Genomic DNA, 19,806 nt, shown 5'->3' on the forward strand with positions numbered 1-19,806 from the left:
GAAACAGCCGCGCGGATTTTTCAAGTCCGCGCGGTTTTTTTACGCCCGCGCGCGCCCTGGTCTACGTTGAGCCGTCTCCGGCTCATGTGCCCATCTACCTGCTCGCCATCGTCGCCGACGCCATGTCCCGCGTATTCATGAGCATGCGCCGCGGTATGGATCGCTTCGGTCTGTGCCTCGTCGGCACGGTTACCGCGCCCTGCGGCGGCACGGTGCGCGACGTGCTGCTCGGTCGCTACCCCTTGCGCGGATCTCGCATCCAGATTACGTTCTCATTACAATTGGCGCGGCGTCGGTTGCCGCGGCGTGCGCGGCGGCATGTTGCGCGACGTGCTGTGCAGTTTCGCGCTGCGCATGCCGGCGGTGCGATTCCGCTGGTAACTCAAGGTATTCACCGCCGCCGATTCGGGCGGCGCAAAGTTAATCGAGCTGTTCGTTATCCGCACCCAATGATCCAGAAGAAGAAATCGCAGTCGCACGATCCCTACGCGCCCGTCGCGAAACACCCGTTGCTGGCCGCGCGCCTGCCGATGTGGCGTTCCAAATTCATCGTCCTGCTGGTGTTCGGCGCGTTCGCGTCGCTCGCAGGGCGCGCGTTCTGGGTGCAGGTGGTGAACCAGGACTTCTACGTCGATCAAGGACAGAAGCGCTATCAGCGCACCATCGAACTCGACGCGACGCGCGGGCGGATCGTCGATCGCAACGGCTCGATGCTTGCCGTCAGCCTCGCAACCTACGAGATCTGGGCCTCGCCCAAACTGATCGACGAAGCCGCGTTCGCGCCGCTCTCCAGGCTGCTCGATCTGCCGCTGGCGGAATTGCGCCGGCGTTTGAACGGAGACAAGATCTTCGTCCTGCTCAAGCGCCAGGTGGACGCCGAGACCGCCGGGCATCTGTCGAAATTGGGCCTCGCGGGCATCACGCAGATCGCGGATTCGAAGCGTTTTTATCCTGAAGGCGAATCGGCGGCGCACGTGGTCGGCTTCACGGATATCGAGGACAACGGTCAGGAGGGCGTCGAGCTCGCCGCCAACGAGCAACTGCTCGGCGTGCCCGGCCAGCGCGAAGTGATCCGCGACCGTCTGGGCCGCGTGGTGTCCGAGACCCGGCCGCTCGTGCCCCCGCAGAACGGCGAGACCATCCATCTGACGATCGATCGGCGGATTCAGCAGCTCGCCTATGCGCAACTCAAGGACGCGATTGCCAGACATCACGCCGAAGCCGGCAGCGTGGTGGTGCTCGACGCGCGCAACGGCGAGATCCTGGCGCTCGCCAATTACCCGAGCTTCGATCCGAACGATCGCGCCCGCCTGACCGGCCGCCAGTTGCGCAATCGCGCGGTGGTCGATACTTTCGAGCCCGGCTCGACGATCAAGCCGGTGGTCGTCGCGCTCTCGATCGACGAGGGCAAGGTGCGGCCGCAAAGTGTGATCGATACCGCGCCTGGCTGGTACAGGATCGGGCCGGCCGTGATCCACGACACTTCGAATCACGGCGTGATGACCGTTGCCGAAGCCGTGCAGAAGTCGAGCAATATCGCGCTCGCCAAGCTCGCGTTGAATTTGCCGGCCGAGAAGATCTGGACCAAATATCAGGAATACGGGCTCGGCCTGCGCCCGGAGCTGACGTTTCCGGGCGTGGCGTCGGGCAAGGTGCGTCCGTATAAGCGCTGGCGCCCGATCGAACAGGCGACCATGGCATATGGCTACGGGCTGTCCACGTCGCTACTGCAAATGGCGCAGGTCTACACGGCCTATGCCGGCGACGGCACGATGCATCGCGTGAGTCTGCTGCGTAATGGAGCGGGCGCGCAATCGGAGGACAAGGGCCAGGCGGTCACGACGCCGACCACCGCGCGCGCCATCCGCGCGATGCTGGAAATGGCGACCGGCGTGGGCGGCACGGGACGCGCGGCGACGGTGGAAGGCTACCGGATCGGCGGCAAGACCGGCACGGCGCGCAAACAGGTCGGCGCGACTTACGCGAAAAACCGCTACCGCGCACTGTTCGTCGGCATGGCGCCGATGAGCGACCCGCGGCTGATCGTCGCCGTGATGATCGACGACCCGGCGGGCAAGGCGTTTTATGGCGGGACGGTGGCCGGTCCGGTGTTCAGCGGCGTGACGGGTGGAGCGCTGCAGCTACTGGGTGTGCCACCGGATGCGCCGGGCACTTAGGAGCTTTAAGCGGCATGCGCGCGCCGGCCGCGGCACACCGTTTTTTTCGGATGCCATGCAGGCGATTGCCGCGTCGGGCAGCCAGTCACGCGAACTTTCGATGCGAGCTTCGGCGCCTGAGGTCAGCGAGCCATCTGCTCGCCACCCGCATTGACCAGTGCCTCAATGCGATTGCGGCCGTTGCGTTTGGCCTGATACATGGCGCGATCGGCTTCTTCCATCATCGCGCCGCCTAGCGTGGCCGCCTCGGTTGGCGTGCCGCTGATCGTGCGCGCCGCCACGCCGATCGACACCGTCAAGGCGATGCGCTCGCCATGATCGTCCTGCAAAGCGAGTCGTTCGACCGCCAACCGCACACGCTCGGCGACGGTGAGCGCATCGGCGCGGTCGCCTTGCACGAGCGCCGCGAATTCTTCGCCGCCGTAACGCGCGACGGTATCGCCGAGGCGCACCTGTTGCCGCACGCAAGCCGCCACCGCCGCCAACGCGCGGTCGCCGGTCTGATGGCCGTAGGTGTCGTTGATCCGCTTGAAGCTGTCGATATCGATGAACAGACACGCTACCGGCACGCTATAGCGGACGGCGCGCATGATCTCCTCGCGCAGCCGCTCGTCGAAATAGCGGCGATTGGCGAGGCCCGTCAACGAATCGGTCATGCCCAATTGCTTGAGCCGCTCGCGATGGGCGACATTGTCGAGACTCGCCGTCACGATGCTCGCGAAGCGCTCCAGAATATCGGTCGCCATACCTCGGCCGAAGCGCGCCGGGTCGTCGCTGCCGAGACAGAGATAGCCGCTGACGGTGTCGCCGGCGGCAAGCGGCAGCAGGATCGCGCTCGCCGGCGCTTCGGCGTCGCCGAAGAAAGCACGCCGCGCCGAATCATCCATGTCGTGCGGCTTGCCGAGCCACGGCCGGCCCTGTTCGCACAGACCTTGGGCGGCAAGACCACCTTCGCGCGAGGTGCGCAGTCTCGACTGATCGAGTGCGCACAAGGCGGCCGGCTCGAGCAATTCGCGCAGCATCGGCGCGCGGTCGTCGAGCCAGAGCGTCACGCCACTCAGCGAAAATTCCCGCGGCAACTGAGTGAACAGCGTGTCGAGAAACGATGCGAAGTCCTGAGCGCCGATCAAACGCAACTCGACGTTCTGGAAGCGCCGCAGCGTGCGCTCGTTGTGCTGCACAGTATCGACGAGCGAACGAAGGCGCTCGGAAAGCGGCGTTTGGGCGAGGTTCGTCACGTTATCAGGTGTGGGCCCGAAGGCGAAGCGGGGTTGGCGACCCCAATCGCTGTAATAACGGCGGATTTCGCGAGGTCTTGAGGGCCCGATCAGGTCGACTACGCTTTTACGCGATCTTAAGTCTGGCTTAATTCTTTGCTGTAACCATGACGCACAACATCCCCTGTTGAAGCCGCCAGAACATCGGCGGCGCTTTTTTCCCCCGGGGTGTCGACGACGCGCCAGAAGATGGGCAGCAGGCCCGCGAAGAAGGAGTCAAACCATGGTTGAAGACACGGTATTCGAGCATCTGCGCGCCATGCCCGGCAATGAATGGGTCAGCCAGATCCACTCATGCAAGGTCTCGGACCCGCTGCAACATCCTTGGGGTCGTTCATACCGGCTCGTCGAATGGACCATGAAGCACACGCCCGAATCGAGCCGCCGGGTCGTGCCCGCCGAGAGCACGCCGCTTGAAATCGCTCAGGCCGTTGTTTCGCATGTGCCGGGCCGGCGCTTCTGCCAGGACGGCAACGAATAACCCTCAGCAGCCCCGCTCACGCGCCCTGCGTTCATTGCGCTAGCCGCGTGTGGCGATCGATGCGCAGTAGTCCAATGCATCGTCCAGCCGGTCGTTGCCCCAGAACATTTCATCGCCGACAAAAAACATCGGCGCACCGAAAATCCCACGGGCCGCGGCCGCCGCGGTCTGCTCACGCAAGCGCAGTTTGTTCGCGTCGCTTTGCGCATCGGCGATGATCCGCTGCGCAGGCAAACCCAGTTCATCGAGCGCCTCGCTCACCACCTCCACCGAACCGATATCGCGGTCATGCGCGAAGTTCAGTTGCATGATCTTGCGGCAGTAGGCGGCGATCCATTCGCGATCCGCGCCGAGCAGCGCCACGCGCATCGCAAGAAGCGCGGCGCGCGGGAACGTGGTGGGGCGCGTCAGGGCGATGCCGTATTTGCGGCATTGCCGTTCCATGTCTTTCCACACATATGCGCCCTTCTCCTTCTGCAGCACGAACGGCGAATTGTCGAAACCGAGGTCGCGGAAGACCGGCCCCAGCAGGAACGGACGCCAGTGGATCCGCACGCCCCGCGCCGCGGCTTCAGCCTCGATGCGCATGACGCTGAGGTAGCTGTAGTTGCTGCCGAAGTCGAACCAGAAATCGATTTCCGGTGCATGCGCGGGCACGTGGGTTGCTATCTCCTTCATCTTTTTGCCCTCCAGTCATACGTAGCCGGACAGCGCCTATGTCTTGCAAAGCTGGACAGTGAGACGGCGCGCTCATCCCTATGATGGCCTTCACACCGCTATGTCAGATGCTCATAACATGAACTATCCATACGACATTCTCTCACCGCCGCGCGTGTCTTTTCATCATCGTGGTGTCCACATCCATCCTGCTCGCGCTGTCCTGACGAGGTATTCACACCGTCACTCGCCGAGCGGGGGAACTCGCGAACGCGCTCTACACGTTTCCGTAAAAAGACGAGATATACTGTACATATATACAGTACTTTTTCGTCTGAGCAATGCGCCTTCCAAATTTCGATCCACCCACGCTCGCCGAGCTGCGCGCCTGGTGGCGCACGCGCGACGAGCAGGCCGTCCAGCGGCTCATCCTCGAAATCCAGCGGCAACGGCTCACGTTGCTGGAACTGCGCAACCTGATCGACTGCGGCGTCCAGCAGGCACGGGCTGCGGACCGCACGCTAGTCGAGCGCGGCGAACCGCTGATGACGCTGCGCATCAGGATTGCCCAGGAAGTGCTGCGGGTCGGCGACATCGACGATACGCGGCAGATGAGCCGTGCCGAACAGGAAAGGCTCGCGGTTCGCACCGAAGGTCAGATGGAATACGCGCGCGAAGGCCGTCTGCGGCGACAGCGCCGCAATATCTAGCTGGAGCGCGGCCTGCCTCGCTGCCGTTGCGACGAAGCGCTGCCGCGCGGATCGATCAACGCGTTTGCGTGGCCACGCGCAGGCCGAGCGAAATGAACAGCACGCCGATGATCTTGTTCTGCCAGCGCGTCAGCCACGTCAGACGCTTGACGAATTTGCCCAGCGGACGAATCGTCAACACGATCAGCGTCGTATAGAGCGCACTCATGCCGACAAAGATGAGGCCGAGCGTGGTGAATTGCAGAAACGTGGAGCCATGTTCGGGACGAACGAACTGCGGCAGAAACGCGAGGAAAAACAGCGCGGTCTTGGGGTTCAGCACTTCGGCGGGAATGGCCTGAAAGAAGGCTTTCGAAGCCGACACCGGCACCACGGCCGGCATATGTGCGCTCGCCTGCTTCTCGCGCAATGCGCGAATGCCCAGATAGACGAGGTACGCCGCGCCGACGAACTTCACCGCGTTGAAGGCCAGCGCGGAGGTCATCAGCAGCGCAGAGAGACCGACCGATGCGCCCAGCGTATGAATGAAATCGCCGACTGCGATACCGAGGCCGGTGAGAATGCCGGCCTTGCGACCGCCATGCACGGTGCGCGTCAACACCAGCAGCACGGCCGGACCCGGAATCAGAAAGAGCCCGAGTACAACGGCTACGAAAGTCCCTAACGTGGATAGGTCAAGCATGTCGTCTCCTTGGTGACGCGCTGGGTTCGGCGGATGGGCGCGCGCGTTTAGCCGAAGATTGTAGACGAATGCGTGATTTCTGCCTGGCGTCCACTGTGCGTGCAGTCCGGCGGATTGCCATGAGTTACGCGGCAAACGCATGGCAAGCAGGCCGGCACAATGCACGCCGGAAAACAGGCGAGCAAGCCATGTATGGTCGTCCCGGAGATTGTCCGTCGGCGGCCGCCGATCCGTTACCATGGCGGGCACGGGGCCACGCGCGGTCCGTATTTTTTATCCACCGAAGTGTTTGCCTTGTCCACTTATACCCTGCCCGCGGCGTTGAGCGCAGAACTCGAGATCCGCAAGAGCCGATTTATCGCGCACGCAATACCCGTCGCCGACCGCGACGCCGCGATGGCCGAGTTGCGGCGCCTGCGCGACGCACATCCTGCCGCGACGCATGTCTGCTGGGCGCTGCTGGCCGGCGGCCAGTCCGGCATGTCCGACGACGGCGAGCCCTCCGGCACCGCGGGCCGGCCGATTCTCGAAGTGCTGCGGCATCACGATCTGGACGGCGTGCTGGGCGCCGTCGTGCGCTACTACGGCGGCGTGAAGCTCGGCGCCGGCGGCCTCGTGCGCGCGTACACCGATGCGATCGCTTCGGCTTTGCTGGACGCGCCGCGTGTCGAGCGGATTGCACAGGTCTCGCTGACCGTCGAGGTCAGTTACGCCGACGAGGCGAAAGTGCGTCGATGGATCGACGCCGAAGGCTATGCGCTCGTGGACAGCGCCTACGCCATGCTCGTGAAGATGACGATCCGCTTGCCCATCAATGCGGTGGACGACGCCCAGCGGGCGCTAATCGATATGACGCAAGGGAAAGCCGGTTTCTTCTGACGGCGTGGCGTGTTTCTGCCTTGCGAGAAGCAGAGCGCGCCCTGATTAAGAGATGCCTGGGTCCGGGCCGCTGTTACCATGTGGTTTATTCCACGGAATGACTCAATTTAAAAGGGTAACTTCCCTGACCTCGATCGCCGCTTTTTCCAGCACAGCGCCTGAGTCGCCGCATCGGAGCGCGTCTCTGCCGCAGTCGCCCAGTTCCACGCGTTCACCCTTGACATCGACCGTGCTCAAGGGATGCGGCACGATCGCGCTGCCGCTGATGTTGTCCGCCTGCTCGTGGTCGTGGTTCGGCCTGAATAGCTCGCCACGCGCGGTAGCGCATCCGACCGGTTGGCTCAGCGTGGCTCCTGCCGGTGAGTTTCCCTACATGCCTGCGCGTAGCGGACAAGTATCGCCGAACCGTATCGAAAACACGGCGATGACAGGCATCGTGCTCAAGAACGATATCAATGAAACCGTGCGCAACGGCATTGTGAACAGTCTACGGATCGCCGGCTTTCATCTCGACGCAGGCGAACGGGTTCTCAGCGGCAGCATCGAGAAATTCACCGTGGACGACACGCGCTCGCCAGCGTTGTGGACGCTGAAAATGCGCTATGTAGTGACCGACTCCGCGACCCAGAAGGTCGTGTTTTCGACCACCAAGACGGTCAAGCAAAAATCGCCGAAGTTCACCAGTAGCACCATCGCTATTGAAGACACGGTCAAGCTGAGCGTCGACGCGCTGATCGGCGATCCGGGGTTTGTCAAAGCGGTGAATTAAGCGCCACGTCGACATCGGGTCGAGCGGCTTCGCTACAATCCACGTGAAGGTGCCGCGCACGCCGTCTTGCTGCGCGAACCACCGCAACTGCATTTTCTACGTGCGAGCCGTCATGTCCATCACCGCCTGGCTGTTTTTTCTGCCCGCCTGCTTCGCGATCAATCTCGCACCCGGGCCCAATAATCTGCTGTCGATCAATGTGGCGGCGCGTCATGGTTTCATGACCGCGTTCGTCGGCGGTACGGGGCGCCTGGTCGCATTCGCGGTCATGCTCGTCCTTGCCGCAACCGGTCTTGCGGTTGTGTTGCACGCGTCGGAGTGGTTCTTTCTCGCGATCAAACTGGCCGGCGCTGGTTATCTGATCTGGCTGGCCATCCAGCTGTGGCACAGCGATGCGCCTACGATCGACACGACGCAGCAGGAAGAGGCGTCGCTTGCGCGGGTCGCGCGAAGAGAGTTCCTCGTGGCCGCCGGTAACCCGAAGGCCATTCTGGTTTTCACCGCGTTCTTGCCGCAGTTTGTCGATATTGCCAAGCCGATGCTGCCGCAGTTCGCGGTGCTGGGGGCGAGTTTTCTGGTGCTGGAGTGGTTCGCTATCGCGTTGTATTCGTGGGCGGGAATGTATCTCGGGAAGTGGTTGGTGCGTGAGAGAGTAAGGCGGTGGTTTAATCGCTGCTGTGGGGGGTTTCTGGCGGCGATTGGGGTGGGGTTTTTGATGGTGAGGCGGGGGTGAGGGAATACTCAATCGCTCTGCCGGAACCGGACGATTCGAGCAGGAACACCCGCCACGGTCACATCCGGCGGCACGTCGAACGTGACTACGGCGTTAGCACCGATCTTCACGTTCCGCCCGATCTTTACCGGCCCCAGTATGCACGCGCCCGCGCCGATCAGCACATTGTCACCAATCACGGGCGCACCCGGCTGGCCGCGGCCACCAATCACCACGTTGGGTGCAATGACAATATCGTTACCTAACACTGCCTGCCGGTGCACGACGATCCCGAGTCCTTGATATCCAAATACCACGTTGCGGCCAACTGTCACCGACGGCGGCAAGGATACGGAAAAAACCACGCGGTTAAAGACCTTCAACGCCCAAGGTAGAAAAGGCACGCGCAACCGATAAAGCAGGTGCGCAATACGATAGATGTACAGCATGAAAAGCTTCCTTTTTTTGACAGCAAATGCGGTTGCCCCAACCTTGTTACCGTTGAACAAAGAGCGCCTTGCCTAACATGAGTGCGAACTTGCTATTCGTGATCAGATAGCGTCGCCACATGCGACGCGGTTCCTGCAAGACACGAAAGAGCCATTCCAGACCCGCTCCTTGCATCCAGCGAGGTGCCCTGTTGACTTTACCGGCCACGACATCGAACGTCCCGCCGACCCCCATCACGAAATCGACACCCAGCGATGCCCGCCAGCGGTTAATGAAATGTTCCTTGGTAGGGGACGTAATGGCCACGAACAGCAGTCGCGCACCTGACTCACGGATCCGGTCGACAACGGGTCGCTGGTCATCGCCGAAATAACCATGGTGATATCCGGCGATCTGAAGGCTAGGATAGCGTGCTGCGCATATCGTCGCTACGCGTGCGACAACCTCGTCGGTCGCGCCGAGCAGATACACCGGAAGCCCTAGCCTCGCCGCCTGCGCCAGCAATCGTTCGAATAGATCGACTCCGGCAACCCGTTCAGGCACCGCATGACCCAGCATTCTCGCCGCCCAGACCACGCCCATCCCATCCACACTGATCAGGTCGCAGTAATGGACCGACTTTGCAAGCTCCGTGTCGGCCTGCATATGCACGAGTTTCGCGACATTGACCGCGACATGCTGCGTGAACTGCTTTGCGAGAATGCGAGTTGAAATCGCGGCAACCGTTTCATCCATTGTCGCTGCATCCATTGGACATCCGAATACTTCAATGCGCTTCATAAAAACACTCTGCATGTTCTTTCGCATCGTCTCGCGAATAGTTCGTAGCGGATGTGATCTTCATTTCTTCGACACCGAGACCGGTCCAAAAAACAGCGTAATCTCACTGACGTCGGAAGCAGAACGGTTCCAGCCAGATTTGTATAGTCCCATTTTCAGATATGCATCCTGTACGCCCGAATAGGCGTTCGGCACCCCTTGCGACGCAAATACTGAACGCCCGTCTTTCCACAATTGGGTCGAAGCGTGCTGATCGGAATCGTCGGCAAGATAGCGTAGCGACCAGTTCACCCACTTGCCCTTGTCAGCGTCGGCGCAGCACAGCCACTTGCCCGCCGAAACGGTCGACGTATTCGCCCCGCCACGCTCGGAAATGGCGTACTGCTTGCCCTGCAGACTCAGTGCGACGGTCGGTCCGCCCGTCCATTCACCCTGGTGTATCTGAGTGATGATGACGGCTTGCTTACTATCGAAAGCGAATCCGGCCGGTATGAATGTGCTCCATCTGAGTAGATAGTCTGGTCCCTGCGAAAAACTCACCGCATTCGGAAAAATCAGTTCTGCTCTGGGGACACCATTCGCAATCTTCGAAAAGTCTTCGGACCGGGTCATACGAACGCGCACGGCCTTGCGTCCCGCCACCACCGGATCATCGACCACGCCGATATCGCCAGGATTCGCCTGAACGCCAATGCCTGCGCCAATACCGTTATCCCATTCGGTTGAGAACACTTTGTCGTATGTGCTCGCCAACGCGGTCATTTGCGGATCAGTCCAGGCAAGCCCGATATCCTGCGCCATAGCTAGGCTGCATAGGCATCCTGATAGACACACCAAGGTCCATCGAAACATCGCCATATAGATCATATAAGTCACCCTCTTTTGGATTGGCCGACTTTCCGATAGCACTGGACGTACTGACCGACGATCGCGTCAACCGAATAACGGCTCAAGGCTCTTGATACCGCTTGCCGCCCCATCGCACGTGCCAGATCGGGACTTTCCATCAGACGCCGGATTCTTTCCGCAAGCGCGTGCGCGTCCCCGCAACGGACCAGATAACCTGTCACGCCTTCCTCGACCAGATCGAGGAAACCACCTACGCGCGTACCAATCACAGGTTGGCCGATAAACATGGCCTCCAGCGTCGAAATTCCGAACGCTTCAAAATGGCTTGGCATGCAAAACATTGCGGCGTCACGGTAGAACGCGAGCTTTGCATCGCCCTGCAGCCAGCCCACAAAGTGGACCTGATCGCTCACGCCATGATCGATCGCTGCGCGAGTCCACCTTTCCGTATCGCCGGCACCGGCTAGTCGCAGTTGAATCTTCAGGCCTTGCCGCCTCAGCAACGCCGTCGCACTCAGTAACTCGTCAAGCCCCTTGCCCTCCGTGAATCTGCCGGCAAAAGCAACATAGGACCTCATGTCCGCAGCATTCGCGCCTGGTGCCTCTTGCAAAGCCGCGCCGGCCATCGCTTCGGCGGCAAACGCCGTGTTCCCGATCACATACAGATTGCGCGCAACGCCTTGATAACCTCGAAGCCCCGTCGCAATCGCCGTTGAGACAGCTACCACGGCGTCTGCTCCACGAACGAAGCACGACACTGCTTTGCGAGTCATCCATCCGCTACTGGCGAAAAAATGTTGGAAATTACCCGCGTGCAGATGAAAGATCGTTCTCTTACCGAGAAGCCGTGCAAGGAGACACAACGTAAACTTTCGGTAGAACGATCCGCGGACCGATACATGGAAATGAATCAGATCCGCACCCTTGAGCACCGCGACCAAAAAGCGCGGAATGTCGAGCAGCACAAATCCCAGCAGCGATTTCACGCTTTGGAAGCCATGCGTCTCGAAGATCGTCACCGCTACACTCGCATGCTGAAACCTTGCCCGTTGCGCGCCGAGTTCAGCGAGAACAGACGCGATGCCGCCCCGCTGGCCTTGTCCTGGTCCCACGTGCAGCACACGTAGCGGCGATGTTTCATGAGTTGGGTGTGCGTTACCATCCCGGCGCCTACTCATTGCCCGACCTTTTCGTTAGAGCGCGGCGATCCTGCACGGCGATCCTGCGCGGCACGCTTGACCTGCACGGCGATCATGGCCAGATATGGACTGACAATCGCGGAGACAAGCACGTGCCCCGCGGTGCAAGCCGTTGCCATCAGGACGATAAAAAACCACTTGCCAAAGCGCGGCACAACCCCGCTTTCCCGATAGAGAAACGCCTTCCCCACGGCCCACAAATAGAAAATACCGACCGGAAAACCCATCGCCAACACCAGATCCGGCACGTCGATCTCAACCAGATATCTCACCACCGGATAACCGCCCGTCAGCAGCGGCACGTAGGCGTCCTTTGCCACTTCGTCCCATACATTGGAGAACTTGACGTCACGGCCGGACAAGACCATGGTGAGCACTCCACCATCGCTCGCATGGTCATGCTGGTACATAAAATATTGCAGACTGAGATCGACGGCGCTACGCACGCCCGGCAGCGCGAGGTACGCGAGCAGCGCAATGCCAACCAAGGCCGCGACAAGCGTCAACGCGCGGAAGGTCGCTTGCGGCACTCTGTGCCGGCAATAAAAGTACGAACATGTCATGGCAACCGCCCCGGCCATCGCCGCTTTGGTGCCCACGAGGCACGAAGCCAGCACGATGCTGCCGACCAGCGCGCCATTCGCTACCGACCAGCCGGACTTCAGCACTCTCAACAGGCCATGGCTGAGCCCGACAATCATCAGTGCGGACGCTTCGTTCTGCGCGTACACAATGCCCTTGTAGCCCGAGCGAATCTGCGTATCGGCCCAATAACTACGAAACATATCGATCGAAAAAACCGCCCCCGCCACAATTGCCAATGCGTAGGCGAACAGCGTGAACCGCACGATCGGCTCGAGTTTTTCAAGTTGCCCGTCGCTCATTCCCGAAAGGGCTGCAAGGCAAACAAAAAGAGAAAACACCTTGAGAATGAAGACCGCCTGCTGCGCAAACTCGGCGCTCGACATAGTGCCGAATGCGCACGTCGCAATCGAGGCGACGATCGCCACCACGGCCAGCAGCGCCGTGCGCCAGCTCGATAGCTTCACCCGACCGTTTGCCAGCAGAAAGAGCAGCCCGCCCACCATGCTTCCGCGCACGAAAAGCGAGTAACGCGCGTCACCTCCCGCAGTGCCGAGGCCATGCGCGGCTCTGACTGACAGATAATCCGCCAGAGGCGACAGCGCGAGGCCACCGGCGAATACCATCCATACCAACGATGTCGGCGGCCGACGCGTCGACTTTTGCACAGTCAAAGCGCTCCGCCACCGCGGGATTACGGTGTTAGTCATGACGCGTGCTCAATACATGGTTGGCGGACGAAAGCCCTTGCATTGCGACCACGCCCCAACGAGCCGCCGTTCGCACGAGACGCAGCGGCCAAAGTGCGACCTCACGCAATGACGTACGCGACCTTGCACCCGTTCTACGCTCTTCTTCAATACTGCTCGGTAACCGCTCGAAGTCTTCCCATACGGCATAGGGCCGCAGTTCGACTACGCGAGCCCCACCCTCGTCGCGATGCCATGGCCAGTCATCGAGCAATGCGTCGACGGGTCCTTCAGCGTAGGCGAGAGCCTGACGGGCGGCCTGTGTCGATATCCAGTAGCCCACGGACCCGGACGTCCACTGCTTGAACGGAACGCCGACCCGCAGACCGCCGATTTTTGTGCTTCGCCTAAGCGGCTCATTGAAGTAGATCCACGATGACGCGGAGCGGCGCAACTTGGATCGACCCAGCAGCACAACGTCGGCGACGGTCGACAACCTGGACTCATCCGCACACAGCACACTTTCAAAAAAAGCTGGTTCGAGAATTGCATCATCTTCGAGGATCACCGCGGCGCGGCCCGACTCCACAATCTTGCGCCACACCGAACGATGGCTCATGAAACACGCCAACTCGGCGCGGGTCATTGAACGTCCATAACGACGGCGGGCTGCTGCGTCGTCGTAAGCTGCATGCAATTCGCTTTGCGTAAGCAAACGTCCATCGACGGCGTCCTCGATGTGAAATGCAACACCATGATCGGCCAATAGCCTGGCAATCGCGTCGCGACGGCCTGAACGCGACAGGGATATGACGTGAATAGGTACCAGGCTTTCCATCATCCATTCAACAATTGGGTAAAGTGGTGGCGCAGCGATGGTTTGGTCAAGATCATCACCACATACACTGCAAGCAATACCGCCTCTGCGCCGAGAAGCGAAGCCGCCGCGCCCTCGGCACCGAATCGCGGTGTCAGAACGACCGCCAGAACAACGTTAAGCACGCCTGCCAGCAGCATTAAGAGCGACCGGGTACGGGCGCCCCCGAACGGCACGAGTACCTGCAATCCGAGGAAATAGGCCAGATTGCCGAAGACGGTTGCAAGGCAAAGGAGCTTCAGCAGCGACGCAGAACCTGCATAGCCGGCACCCAGCACCAAGGCAGTAAGTGGCGCTGAGACGCAGGCGATGACAATCAGTCCGGCAAGTGTGGTCAGCACTGTGGCAATCGCGCCGATCACCGTCAGCCGCGCAGCCGACCGAGGCTGTGCGCCGAACAACGCGGCGATGCGCGGGTAGCAGACCGTATTGATCTGGGCCGGCACCATGTTGACCACGGTCTTCAGCTTGTCGGCGGCCGTATAGATGCCCACCTGATACGGCGTCGTCATTGACGCGAGAATGACCGCATTCGTTACGCTGAAAAGACTCGCGGACGCCGACGCGACGAACATGTCGGTACTTTCGCGAACGCGCTGCCAGACTGAAAGTGCCGAGGCACAAGGGCGACGCAACACACCGAGGCGCCGTGCGGCAATCAGGGAAAACATGCCCGTTAACACCGCAGCCGCCCCCTGAATCCCTGCTGCGAATGCGACGTCACCGCTGTGATGCACGAAGATGAACGTCAACGGCAAAGCCGCAAAGCGTCCCGCCAGCGCTACCGTCGCAAAGACCGAGAATCGCTCCAGCCCCTGTAACAGCCAGTTCAAAGTAAAAACGTTGCCGACCACCAGCAGCCAGGCCGCGAGTACCACGGGATAGACCGAAGCCAGCTTGTGATCGAAGTGCGCAACAACCATCAGTACGGCAAACGCGCTCACGCACAGGCAGCCTTTGGCGATCATCGTCGACCAGATGAGTTCGTTGAGCGCCTCCGGTTGCTCCCGACGCTCGACGACCGCCTTGGGACCGCTGAGAAAGAATCCCCATTCCGTCACGAGCATCCCGTACGTCGCGATTGCCGTCGCATAGCCGAGCACGCCGAAGGGCGCCGCGCCGAGCACTCGCGTCAGGTATGGGAAGGTCGCCAACGGCACGAGGTAGTTGCCGACCTGCCACATCATCATGGCGAGGAAGTTCGTACGCATGCGCGGCGCCTTTCGCGCCGACGCGGCGCCCTGCACGCCCCGACCACTCACGAGCCACTCCGGCGGCGATCCTCGGAGCGAAGCCGCCGATCACGCATGCGCCAGCACGCCACGCGTGTCGATCACGACCTTCGCCTGAAAGCGAACCGGATCCACGCGCCGGAACTGCGCATGGTCGACCAGAATGACAATGATGTCCGCCTCCAGCAGCGCTTCGTTCAATTCGCAGAGCCGGACCTTCCCGTCGAGCGCCGCGGGCAACGATCTGACATTGGGTTCGACCACCACCACCTGGCCCGCGAATCGCTCCGCGAGTTCGTCGGTGATTTCAACCGCCGGACTTTCACGCAGGTCGTCGATGTTCGCCTTGAATGCCAATCCGAGACACGCAATAACCGGCTCCTTGAAGCGCCGCGCCGCGCGTTCGACGCGCTCGATCACATAACCCGGTTTATCGTCGTTGACTGTTCGCGCGGTACGAATCAGGCGTGCGTGCTCCGGTGCGGAGTCCACAATGAACCACGGATCGACGGCGATGCAGTGACCGCCCACGCCGGGTCCCGGCTGCAGGATACTCACCCGCGGATGCCGGTTGGCGAGACGGATCAACTCCCACACGTTGATATCGAGCTTGTCGCAGATGATCGAGAGTTCGTTGGCGAACGCAATGTTGACGTCACGAAATGAGTTCTCGGTGAGCTTGCACATCTCCGCTGTACGGGCGTCTGTCAAGATGCAATCGCCACGCACGAAGCTTTGATAAAGTTCACGCGCCGACTCGCTGCACCGGGGAGTCATGCCGCCGATTACGCGGTCGTTCTCAACCAGTTCCCGAATTACATGACCGGGCAGCACACGCTCCGGACAATGTGCGATGCGGATGTCTGATTGTTCGCCTGCCTGTTGCGGAAACGTGAGATCGGGACGGAGTTGTGCCATCCAGGCTGCCATTTGCTCGGTCGTGCCGACAGGCGAAGTCGATTCGAGGACCACCAGATCGCCCTTCTTGAGCACCGGCGCGATCGCCTGGCTCGCCGCCTCGATGAACCGGAGGTCCGGCTTGTAGCCGTCCGAGAAAGGCGTCGGAACGGCAATCAGAAACGCGTCCGCAGGCTCAGGCGTGATCGTTGCGCGCAGATAGCCCTGCGTCACCGCCGCGTGCACCAGCATATCGAGCTCCGGCTCGACAATGTGAATAGCACCGCGATTAATGGTGTCGACCGCGTGCTGACTGATGTCGACGCCGATAACGCGCTTGCGGCGCGCGGCAAATGCGGCCGCCGTCGGAAGACCGATGTAGCCGAGGCCGACCACCGAAACAGTTTCAAAGTCCATTTTCTTTTTATATCCGTTTGCAGATTGTGTTCGCTCAGACGGCTAGAGCCGGGCCGAAACGTTTTTCAAGTAGCGCGTTCGCAATGCGGACGCAGGCATGGCCATCGCCATAAGGATTGCCGCGCACGCTCATCGTCCGGTAGATAGTCTCGTCGCAGAGCAGCTCCGATACGGCGGCTATGATTTTTTCCACGTCCGTGCCGACAAGTTTCACCACGCCTGCGTCGACGGCCTCCTGACGCTCGGTGGTCTCGCGCATCACCAGTACGGGCTTGCCGAGAGACGGTGCCTCCTCCTGAATGCCGCCGGAATCTGTCAGAATCAGATTCGCACGATCCATCAGGCAAACGAAGGGCAAATAGTCGAGCGGTTCGATCAGGTGAACGTTGGCGATGCCGCTCAGAATCCGGTTCACTGGCTCGCGCACGTCCGGATTGAGGTGTACCGGGTACACAACGTCCACGTCGGGATACGAGTTCGCGATTTGGGCCAGCGCCGTGCAGATACGCTCGAAGCCACCGCCAAAACTCTCGCGCCGGTGTCCCGTGACCAGAATCAGGCGACGGCCAGGCATCAATACCGGGAGATGTCGCTGCGCCTCGTCCCGGAGTCGCGCATCGTTCGCGATCTGCTGCCGCACGTGCAGAAGTGCGTCGATCACCGTGTTGCCCGTCACCAGGATGCGCTCGCCGGGCACGTTCTCCGCGAGCAGATTCTGCCGGGAACGCTCGGTCGGTGCGAAGTGCAGCGCTGCGAGCACGCCGGTCAGCTTGCGGTTCGCTTCCTCTGGCCACGGCGACAGAAGATCACCGGTTCGCAGACCGGCTTCCACATGGGCCACCGGCACGCGCTGATAAAAGGCCGCGAGACTGGCGGCCAGCGTCGTCGACGTGTCGCCGTGCACCAGCATCAGGTCCGGGCGACAGTCCTTCAGGACATCTCGCATACCGAGCAGAATGGAACTCGTGATGTCGTAGAGATCCTGATTCCGCTTCATCACATTCAAGTCGAAATGTGGACGGATCTGGAACAGTGTCAGCACCTGATCGAGCATCTCGCGGTGCTGACCAGTCACGCAGACAAAACAGTCAATCCCGTCAGTGTCCTTGAGCTGCCGCACGAGAGGCGCCATCTTGATGGCCTCAGGGCGAGTTCCGAAGGTGAGCAAAATCCTTGTGTTCATAAACACGCTATTTATTGATCGCGCACACGCAAGCGTCGCGATCCAACTTTTGTGGAAGACGCCCCATGGCGCCGTGACCATTCGCCGAATTCCATTACGCGGACTTTCCGCCTCCGTACTCGGAGAATGCACCGTACGCGCTGGCACGTTGCGGCACGTCGTTCAACAAGACGCCGTCGACAGCGCGGCCGACGCTACTCAGTTGACGCACGCTTTCCTGGAGTTCGGCGGCCGAGTGCCGCCCGTGACGAACGACGAGCAATGTCAGGCCTGCGTGCTTGCCGATCAGCACCGGGTCGGTCACGGCCAGCACAGGCGGAGAATCAACGATCACCACGTCGTACTGTTTGCTAAACTGCGCAAGCAGTTTTCCGAAGGCATCGCTCATCAACATCTCAGCCGGACTCGTGGGAATGCCTCCACTCGTCAACACGTCGAGGTTCGGTACGACCTGGCGGTAAACAGCGCTAGCCGTCTCGACTCCGCCAATCACGTCGGATAGGCCGGGTTTGCTGGGAAGCGAAAAATATTTATGCACGTCACCGCGGCGCATATCCGAGTCGACCAACAGCACACGTTTGCCGCCGGCCGATAACACGGCGGACAGATTCACCGAGAGAAACGACTTGCCGACGTCCGGCCGCGGCCCCGTCAACATCACGATGTTGGTATGCGATTTGAGCAAGCCGAACTGCAATGCCGTTCTCAAACTGCGGATGCCTTCCACCGCCACGTCGTCGGGTCGAATCGCCGCAAGCACGTTCAATACCGAAGCGCCACCGCGAACGGATTGCTGCAATGAACGCTGCCGCGCGCTCCTGGAGACGATCGCGAACACCGGCACGCCGACCGCGCCTTCGATTTCCGATGGAGTCTCGAGTCCACGATTCATGGTACTGCGCACAAATGCGATGGTGCATCCAAGCAGCAGTCCGATCACGCCCGACAGCGCGATTACCAGGACCTTCTTCGGTTTGACCGGCTTTTCGGCCACCTCGGCGTAGTCGACCGTATGAACATTGCCCAATTGGCCCGCCTTCAGCACACGCAACTGCTGCGTGCTATCCAGCAGCTTTGTGTATAGGTCCGTGTCGACCCGCACGTCGCGCATGAGACGGAGCGCCTGTTGTTGCATGTTCGGCAACGCTGCCACTTTCTCATTGAAGGCGCTCTGCTGTTCCTGCAATTCACCGATCTGGGCATCGATCGCCTGCACGGACGGGTGTTCCGCCGTGTACCGCTGCGCGAGCGCGGAACGTTGCTGTTCCAACTCGATCAACCTGGTTTTGCTATCGACGATCGATTGCAGCAGCAGCTTGCCTTCGGCTTCCAGATCGACGGTGCCGTTCTGCGTGCGGAACGCGTTGTATTTTGCTTCGGCTTCGTCGAGATCTGCGCGCAACTGGGGGAGTTGGTCGCCGAGGAACTGCAACATCTGCTGCGCCTGCGCCGACTTCCTGTCCACATTTCGCTGAACGTAGATGCTGGCGACGCGGTTAACGGTCGCAGCGGTCCTGAGTGCGTCCGGGCCTTCGAGCGAGATGGCGACGATTCCCGACTGCTTCACCTTTTCGCTGATATTGAGTGCGCTTTGCAGATCCGCGGTCGTCAGTTGCGTAGAGGCCCTCTTCAGATCGAACGACGTGCCGACGCGCGCCACCATGCCGTCCACTTTCAGTTGCACTGAGCCGTACTGCGTCATACCCTGTCCCGCAACGCCAACGCGACCGCGGAGCACCGTGCGGCCGTCCGGATCGCGTAGCTCAAACGCCTGCTCTCCAACGACCATCAATCTGAAAGGCTGATCGTAGAGTGCAGCAGGTACGTCGAATTGCGTCGGGCCCAAACTCTCACCGCCCCAGGCGAAACTGCTCATCCCCAAAACGGGACTCGCGGAACCGCCTGCGGGCACCTGCCGTGCGATCAGCGCTCCGAGCAGCGGGAATCGGTGTGGCGCCGCCTTTACATCAAGATGCAAAATTCGGACAGTTTCTTCGACCACCATCCGCAAACGGATCAGTTCAATTTCCGCGTCAGTCGACGCCTTGCTCTGAAACAACGATGCGAGGTCGCCGAGCTTGTCATTGAGCGTGTCGCTGCCGGGGTCCCTGTCGACCTGAATCATCGCCTCGGCTTTGTACAATGGCGTGCCGACCAATGCATAGGCAACGCCGAGAAACAGCATCGCCGCAGTGGTCAACACAATCAAAAGCCGATTCTCGCCCAACAATGCGATGACGTCGGACACCGTGATTTCATTTTCACCCAGCGCGTCGGCCGAGCGTTCCTGATCAAGTAATTTCATGA

Annotated in this window: 20 protein-coding genes and 1 pseudogene; 7 read left to right on the forward strand and 14 right to left on the reverse strand. The window is 60.9% G+C overall.

The window, feature by feature from the left end:
* Window positions 1-86: 86 nt before the first annotated feature.
* Window positions 87-239, forward strand: a pseudogene (locus RI103_RS39715) (TRIC cation channel family protein); the annotation flags it as partial.
* 210 nt (window positions 240-449) lie between these two features.
* Window positions 450-2,177 (forward strand): penicillin-binding protein 2, encoded by a 1,728-nt coding sequence (locus tag RI103_RS29285; RefSeq protein ID WP_310816079.1) that lies wholly within the window; start codon window positions 450-452, stop codon window positions 2,175-2,177.
* Window positions 2,178-2,299: 122 nt separating this feature from the next.
* Here RI103_RS29285 and RI103_RS29290 read toward each other — a convergent pair whose 3' ends face one another.
* Window positions 2,300-3,415: a diguanylate cyclase gene (locus RI103_RS29290; protein WP_310816081.1), complete on the reverse strand. Its 1,116-nt coding sequence runs from the start codon at window positions 3,413-3,415 to the stop codon at window positions 2,300-2,302.
* 262 nt (window positions 3,416-3,677) lie between these two features.
* Between RI103_RS29290 and RI103_RS29295 the strand changes: the two genes are divergently transcribed.
* Window positions 3,678-3,935 (forward strand): DUF2866 domain-containing protein, encoded by a 258-nt coding sequence (locus RI103_RS29295; RefSeq protein WP_012427844.1) that lies wholly within the window; start codon window positions 3,678-3,680, stop codon window positions 3,933-3,935.
* A 39-nt stretch (window positions 3,936-3,974) separates the two neighbouring features.
* Here RI103_RS29295 and RI103_RS29300 read toward each other — a convergent pair whose 3' ends face one another.
* On the reverse strand, window positions 3,975-4,613 hold the full coding sequence (locus RI103_RS29300) for a 2-hydroxychromene-2-carboxylate isomerase (RefSeq protein ID WP_310816083.1): 639 nt from the start codon (window positions 4,611-4,613) through the stop codon (window positions 3,975-3,977).
* 320 nt (window positions 4,614-4,933) lie between these two features.
* On the opposite strand from RI103_RS29300, the gene RI103_RS29305 reads away from it, so the two are divergent.
* Window positions 4,934-5,302 carry a hypothetical protein gene (locus RI103_RS29305; protein ID WP_310816084.1) on the forward strand — a complete coding sequence of 123 codons (369 nt, stop codon included), beginning with the start codon at window positions 4,934-4,936 and terminating at the stop codon, window positions 5,300-5,302.
* Window positions 5,303-5,357: 55 nt separating this feature from the next.
* Here RI103_RS29305 and RI103_RS29310 read toward each other — a convergent pair whose 3' ends face one another.
* Window positions 5,358-5,984: a LysE family translocator gene (locus tag RI103_RS29310; RefSeq protein WP_310816085.1), complete on the reverse strand. Its 627-nt coding sequence runs from the start codon at window positions 5,982-5,984 to the stop codon at window positions 5,358-5,360.
* 294 nt (window positions 5,985-6,278) lie between these two features.
* On the opposite strand from RI103_RS29310, the gene RI103_RS29315 reads away from it, so the two are divergent.
* The 3 genes from RI103_RS29315 (at window position 6,279) to RI103_RS29325 (ending at window position 8,365) form a co-directional block, all read left to right on the forward strand.
* Window positions 6,279-6,863, forward strand: a complete 585-nt coding sequence (locus RI103_RS29315) for a YigZ family protein (RefSeq protein WP_310816086.1) — start codon at window positions 6,279-6,281, stop codon at window positions 6,861-6,863.
* Between the two features lie 229 nt (window positions 6,864-7,092).
* Window positions 7,093-7,632, forward strand: a complete 540-nt coding sequence (locus tag RI103_RS29320) for a hypothetical protein (protein ID WP_310818603.1) — start codon at window positions 7,093-7,095, stop codon at window positions 7,630-7,632.
* 112 nt (window positions 7,633-7,744) lie between these two features.
* Entirely contained in the window at window positions 7,745-8,365 is a 621-nt protein-coding gene (locus tag RI103_RS29325) for a LysE family translocator (protein ID WP_310816087.1), read from the forward strand.
* 8 nt (window positions 8,366-8,373) lie between these two features.
* Here the strand turns inward: RI103_RS29325 and RI103_RS29330 are convergent, their stop codons facing one another.
* The 11 genes from RI103_RS29330 to RI103_RS29380 form a co-directional block, all read right to left on the reverse strand.
* Window positions 8,374-8,793 carry a DapH/DapD/GlmU-related protein gene (locus tag RI103_RS29330; RefSeq protein WP_310816088.1) on the reverse strand — a complete coding sequence of 140 codons (420 nt, stop codon included), beginning with the start codon at window positions 8,791-8,793 and terminating at the stop codon, window positions 8,374-8,376.
* Between the two features lie 46 nt (window positions 8,794-8,839).
* Window positions 8,840-9,574, reverse strand: a complete 735-nt coding sequence (locus tag RI103_RS29335; protein WP_310816089.1) for a WecB/TagA/CpsF family glycosyltransferase — start codon at window positions 9,572-9,574, stop codon at window positions 8,840-8,842.
* Between the two features lie 60 nt (window positions 9,575-9,634).
* The gene (locus tag RI103_RS29340) at window positions 9,635-10,375 is read right to left on the reverse strand and encodes a heparin lyase I family protein (RefSeq protein WP_310816091.1); all 741 of its coding nucleotides are present in this window, start codon (window positions 10,373-10,375) and stop codon (window positions 9,635-9,637) included.
* 71 nt (window positions 10,376-10,446) lie between these two features.
* Entirely contained in the window at window positions 10,447-11,442 is a 996-nt protein-coding gene (locus RI103_RS29345; protein WP_310816092.1) for a glycosyltransferase family 4 protein, read from the reverse strand.
* A gap of 2 nt (window positions 11,443-11,444) precedes the next feature.
* Window positions 11,445-11,585: a hypothetical protein gene (locus RI103_RS29350; RefSeq protein WP_310816093.1), complete on the reverse strand. Its 141-nt coding sequence runs from the start codon at window positions 11,583-11,585 to the stop codon at window positions 11,445-11,447.
* Window positions 11,586-11,597: 12 nt separating this feature from the next.
* Window positions 11,598-12,830 (reverse strand): O-antigen ligase family protein, encoded by a 1,233-nt coding sequence (locus RI103_RS29355; RefSeq protein ID WP_310816094.1) that lies wholly within the window; start codon window positions 12,828-12,830, stop codon window positions 11,598-11,600.
* Window positions 12,831-12,906: 76 nt separating this feature from the next.
* Window positions 12,907-13,734 (reverse strand): glycosyltransferase family 25 protein, encoded by an 828-nt coding sequence (locus RI103_RS29360; protein WP_310816095.1) that lies wholly within the window; start codon window positions 13,732-13,734, stop codon window positions 12,907-12,909.
* Complete coding sequence (locus RI103_RS29365; protein WP_409077038.1) at window positions 13,731-14,981, reverse strand: flippase; 1,251 nt, start codon at window positions 14,979-14,981, stop codon at window positions 13,731-13,733. The genes RI103_RS29360 and RI103_RS29365 overlap by 4 nt, the downstream gene beginning before the upstream one ends.
* A 90-nt stretch (window positions 14,982-15,071) precedes the next feature.
* Window positions 15,072-16,316: a UDP-N-acetyl-D-mannosamine dehydrogenase gene (gene wecC, locus RI103_RS29370; RefSeq protein WP_310816097.1), complete on the reverse strand. Its 1,245-nt coding sequence runs from the start codon at window positions 16,314-16,316 to the stop codon at window positions 15,072-15,074.
* 34 nt (window positions 16,317-16,350) lie between these two features.
* A complete protein-coding gene (wecB, locus tag RI103_RS29375) occupies window positions 16,351-17,499 on the reverse strand; it encodes a non-hydrolyzing UDP-N-acetylglucosamine 2-epimerase (protein WP_310818604.1) in 1,149 nt (382 codons plus the stop codon).
* A gap of 94 nt (window positions 17,500-17,593) precedes the next feature.
* Entirely contained in the window at window positions 17,594-19,804 is a 2,211-nt protein-coding gene (locus RI103_RS29380; RefSeq protein WP_310816098.1) for a polysaccharide biosynthesis tyrosine autokinase, read from the reverse strand.
* Window positions 19,805-19,806: the final 2 nt, after the last annotated feature.

The sequence above is a fragment of the Paraburkholderia sp. FT54 genome, from assembly GCF_031585635.1.
Taxonomy (GTDB): Bacteria; Pseudomonadota; Gammaproteobacteria; order Burkholderiales; family Burkholderiaceae; genus Paraburkholderia.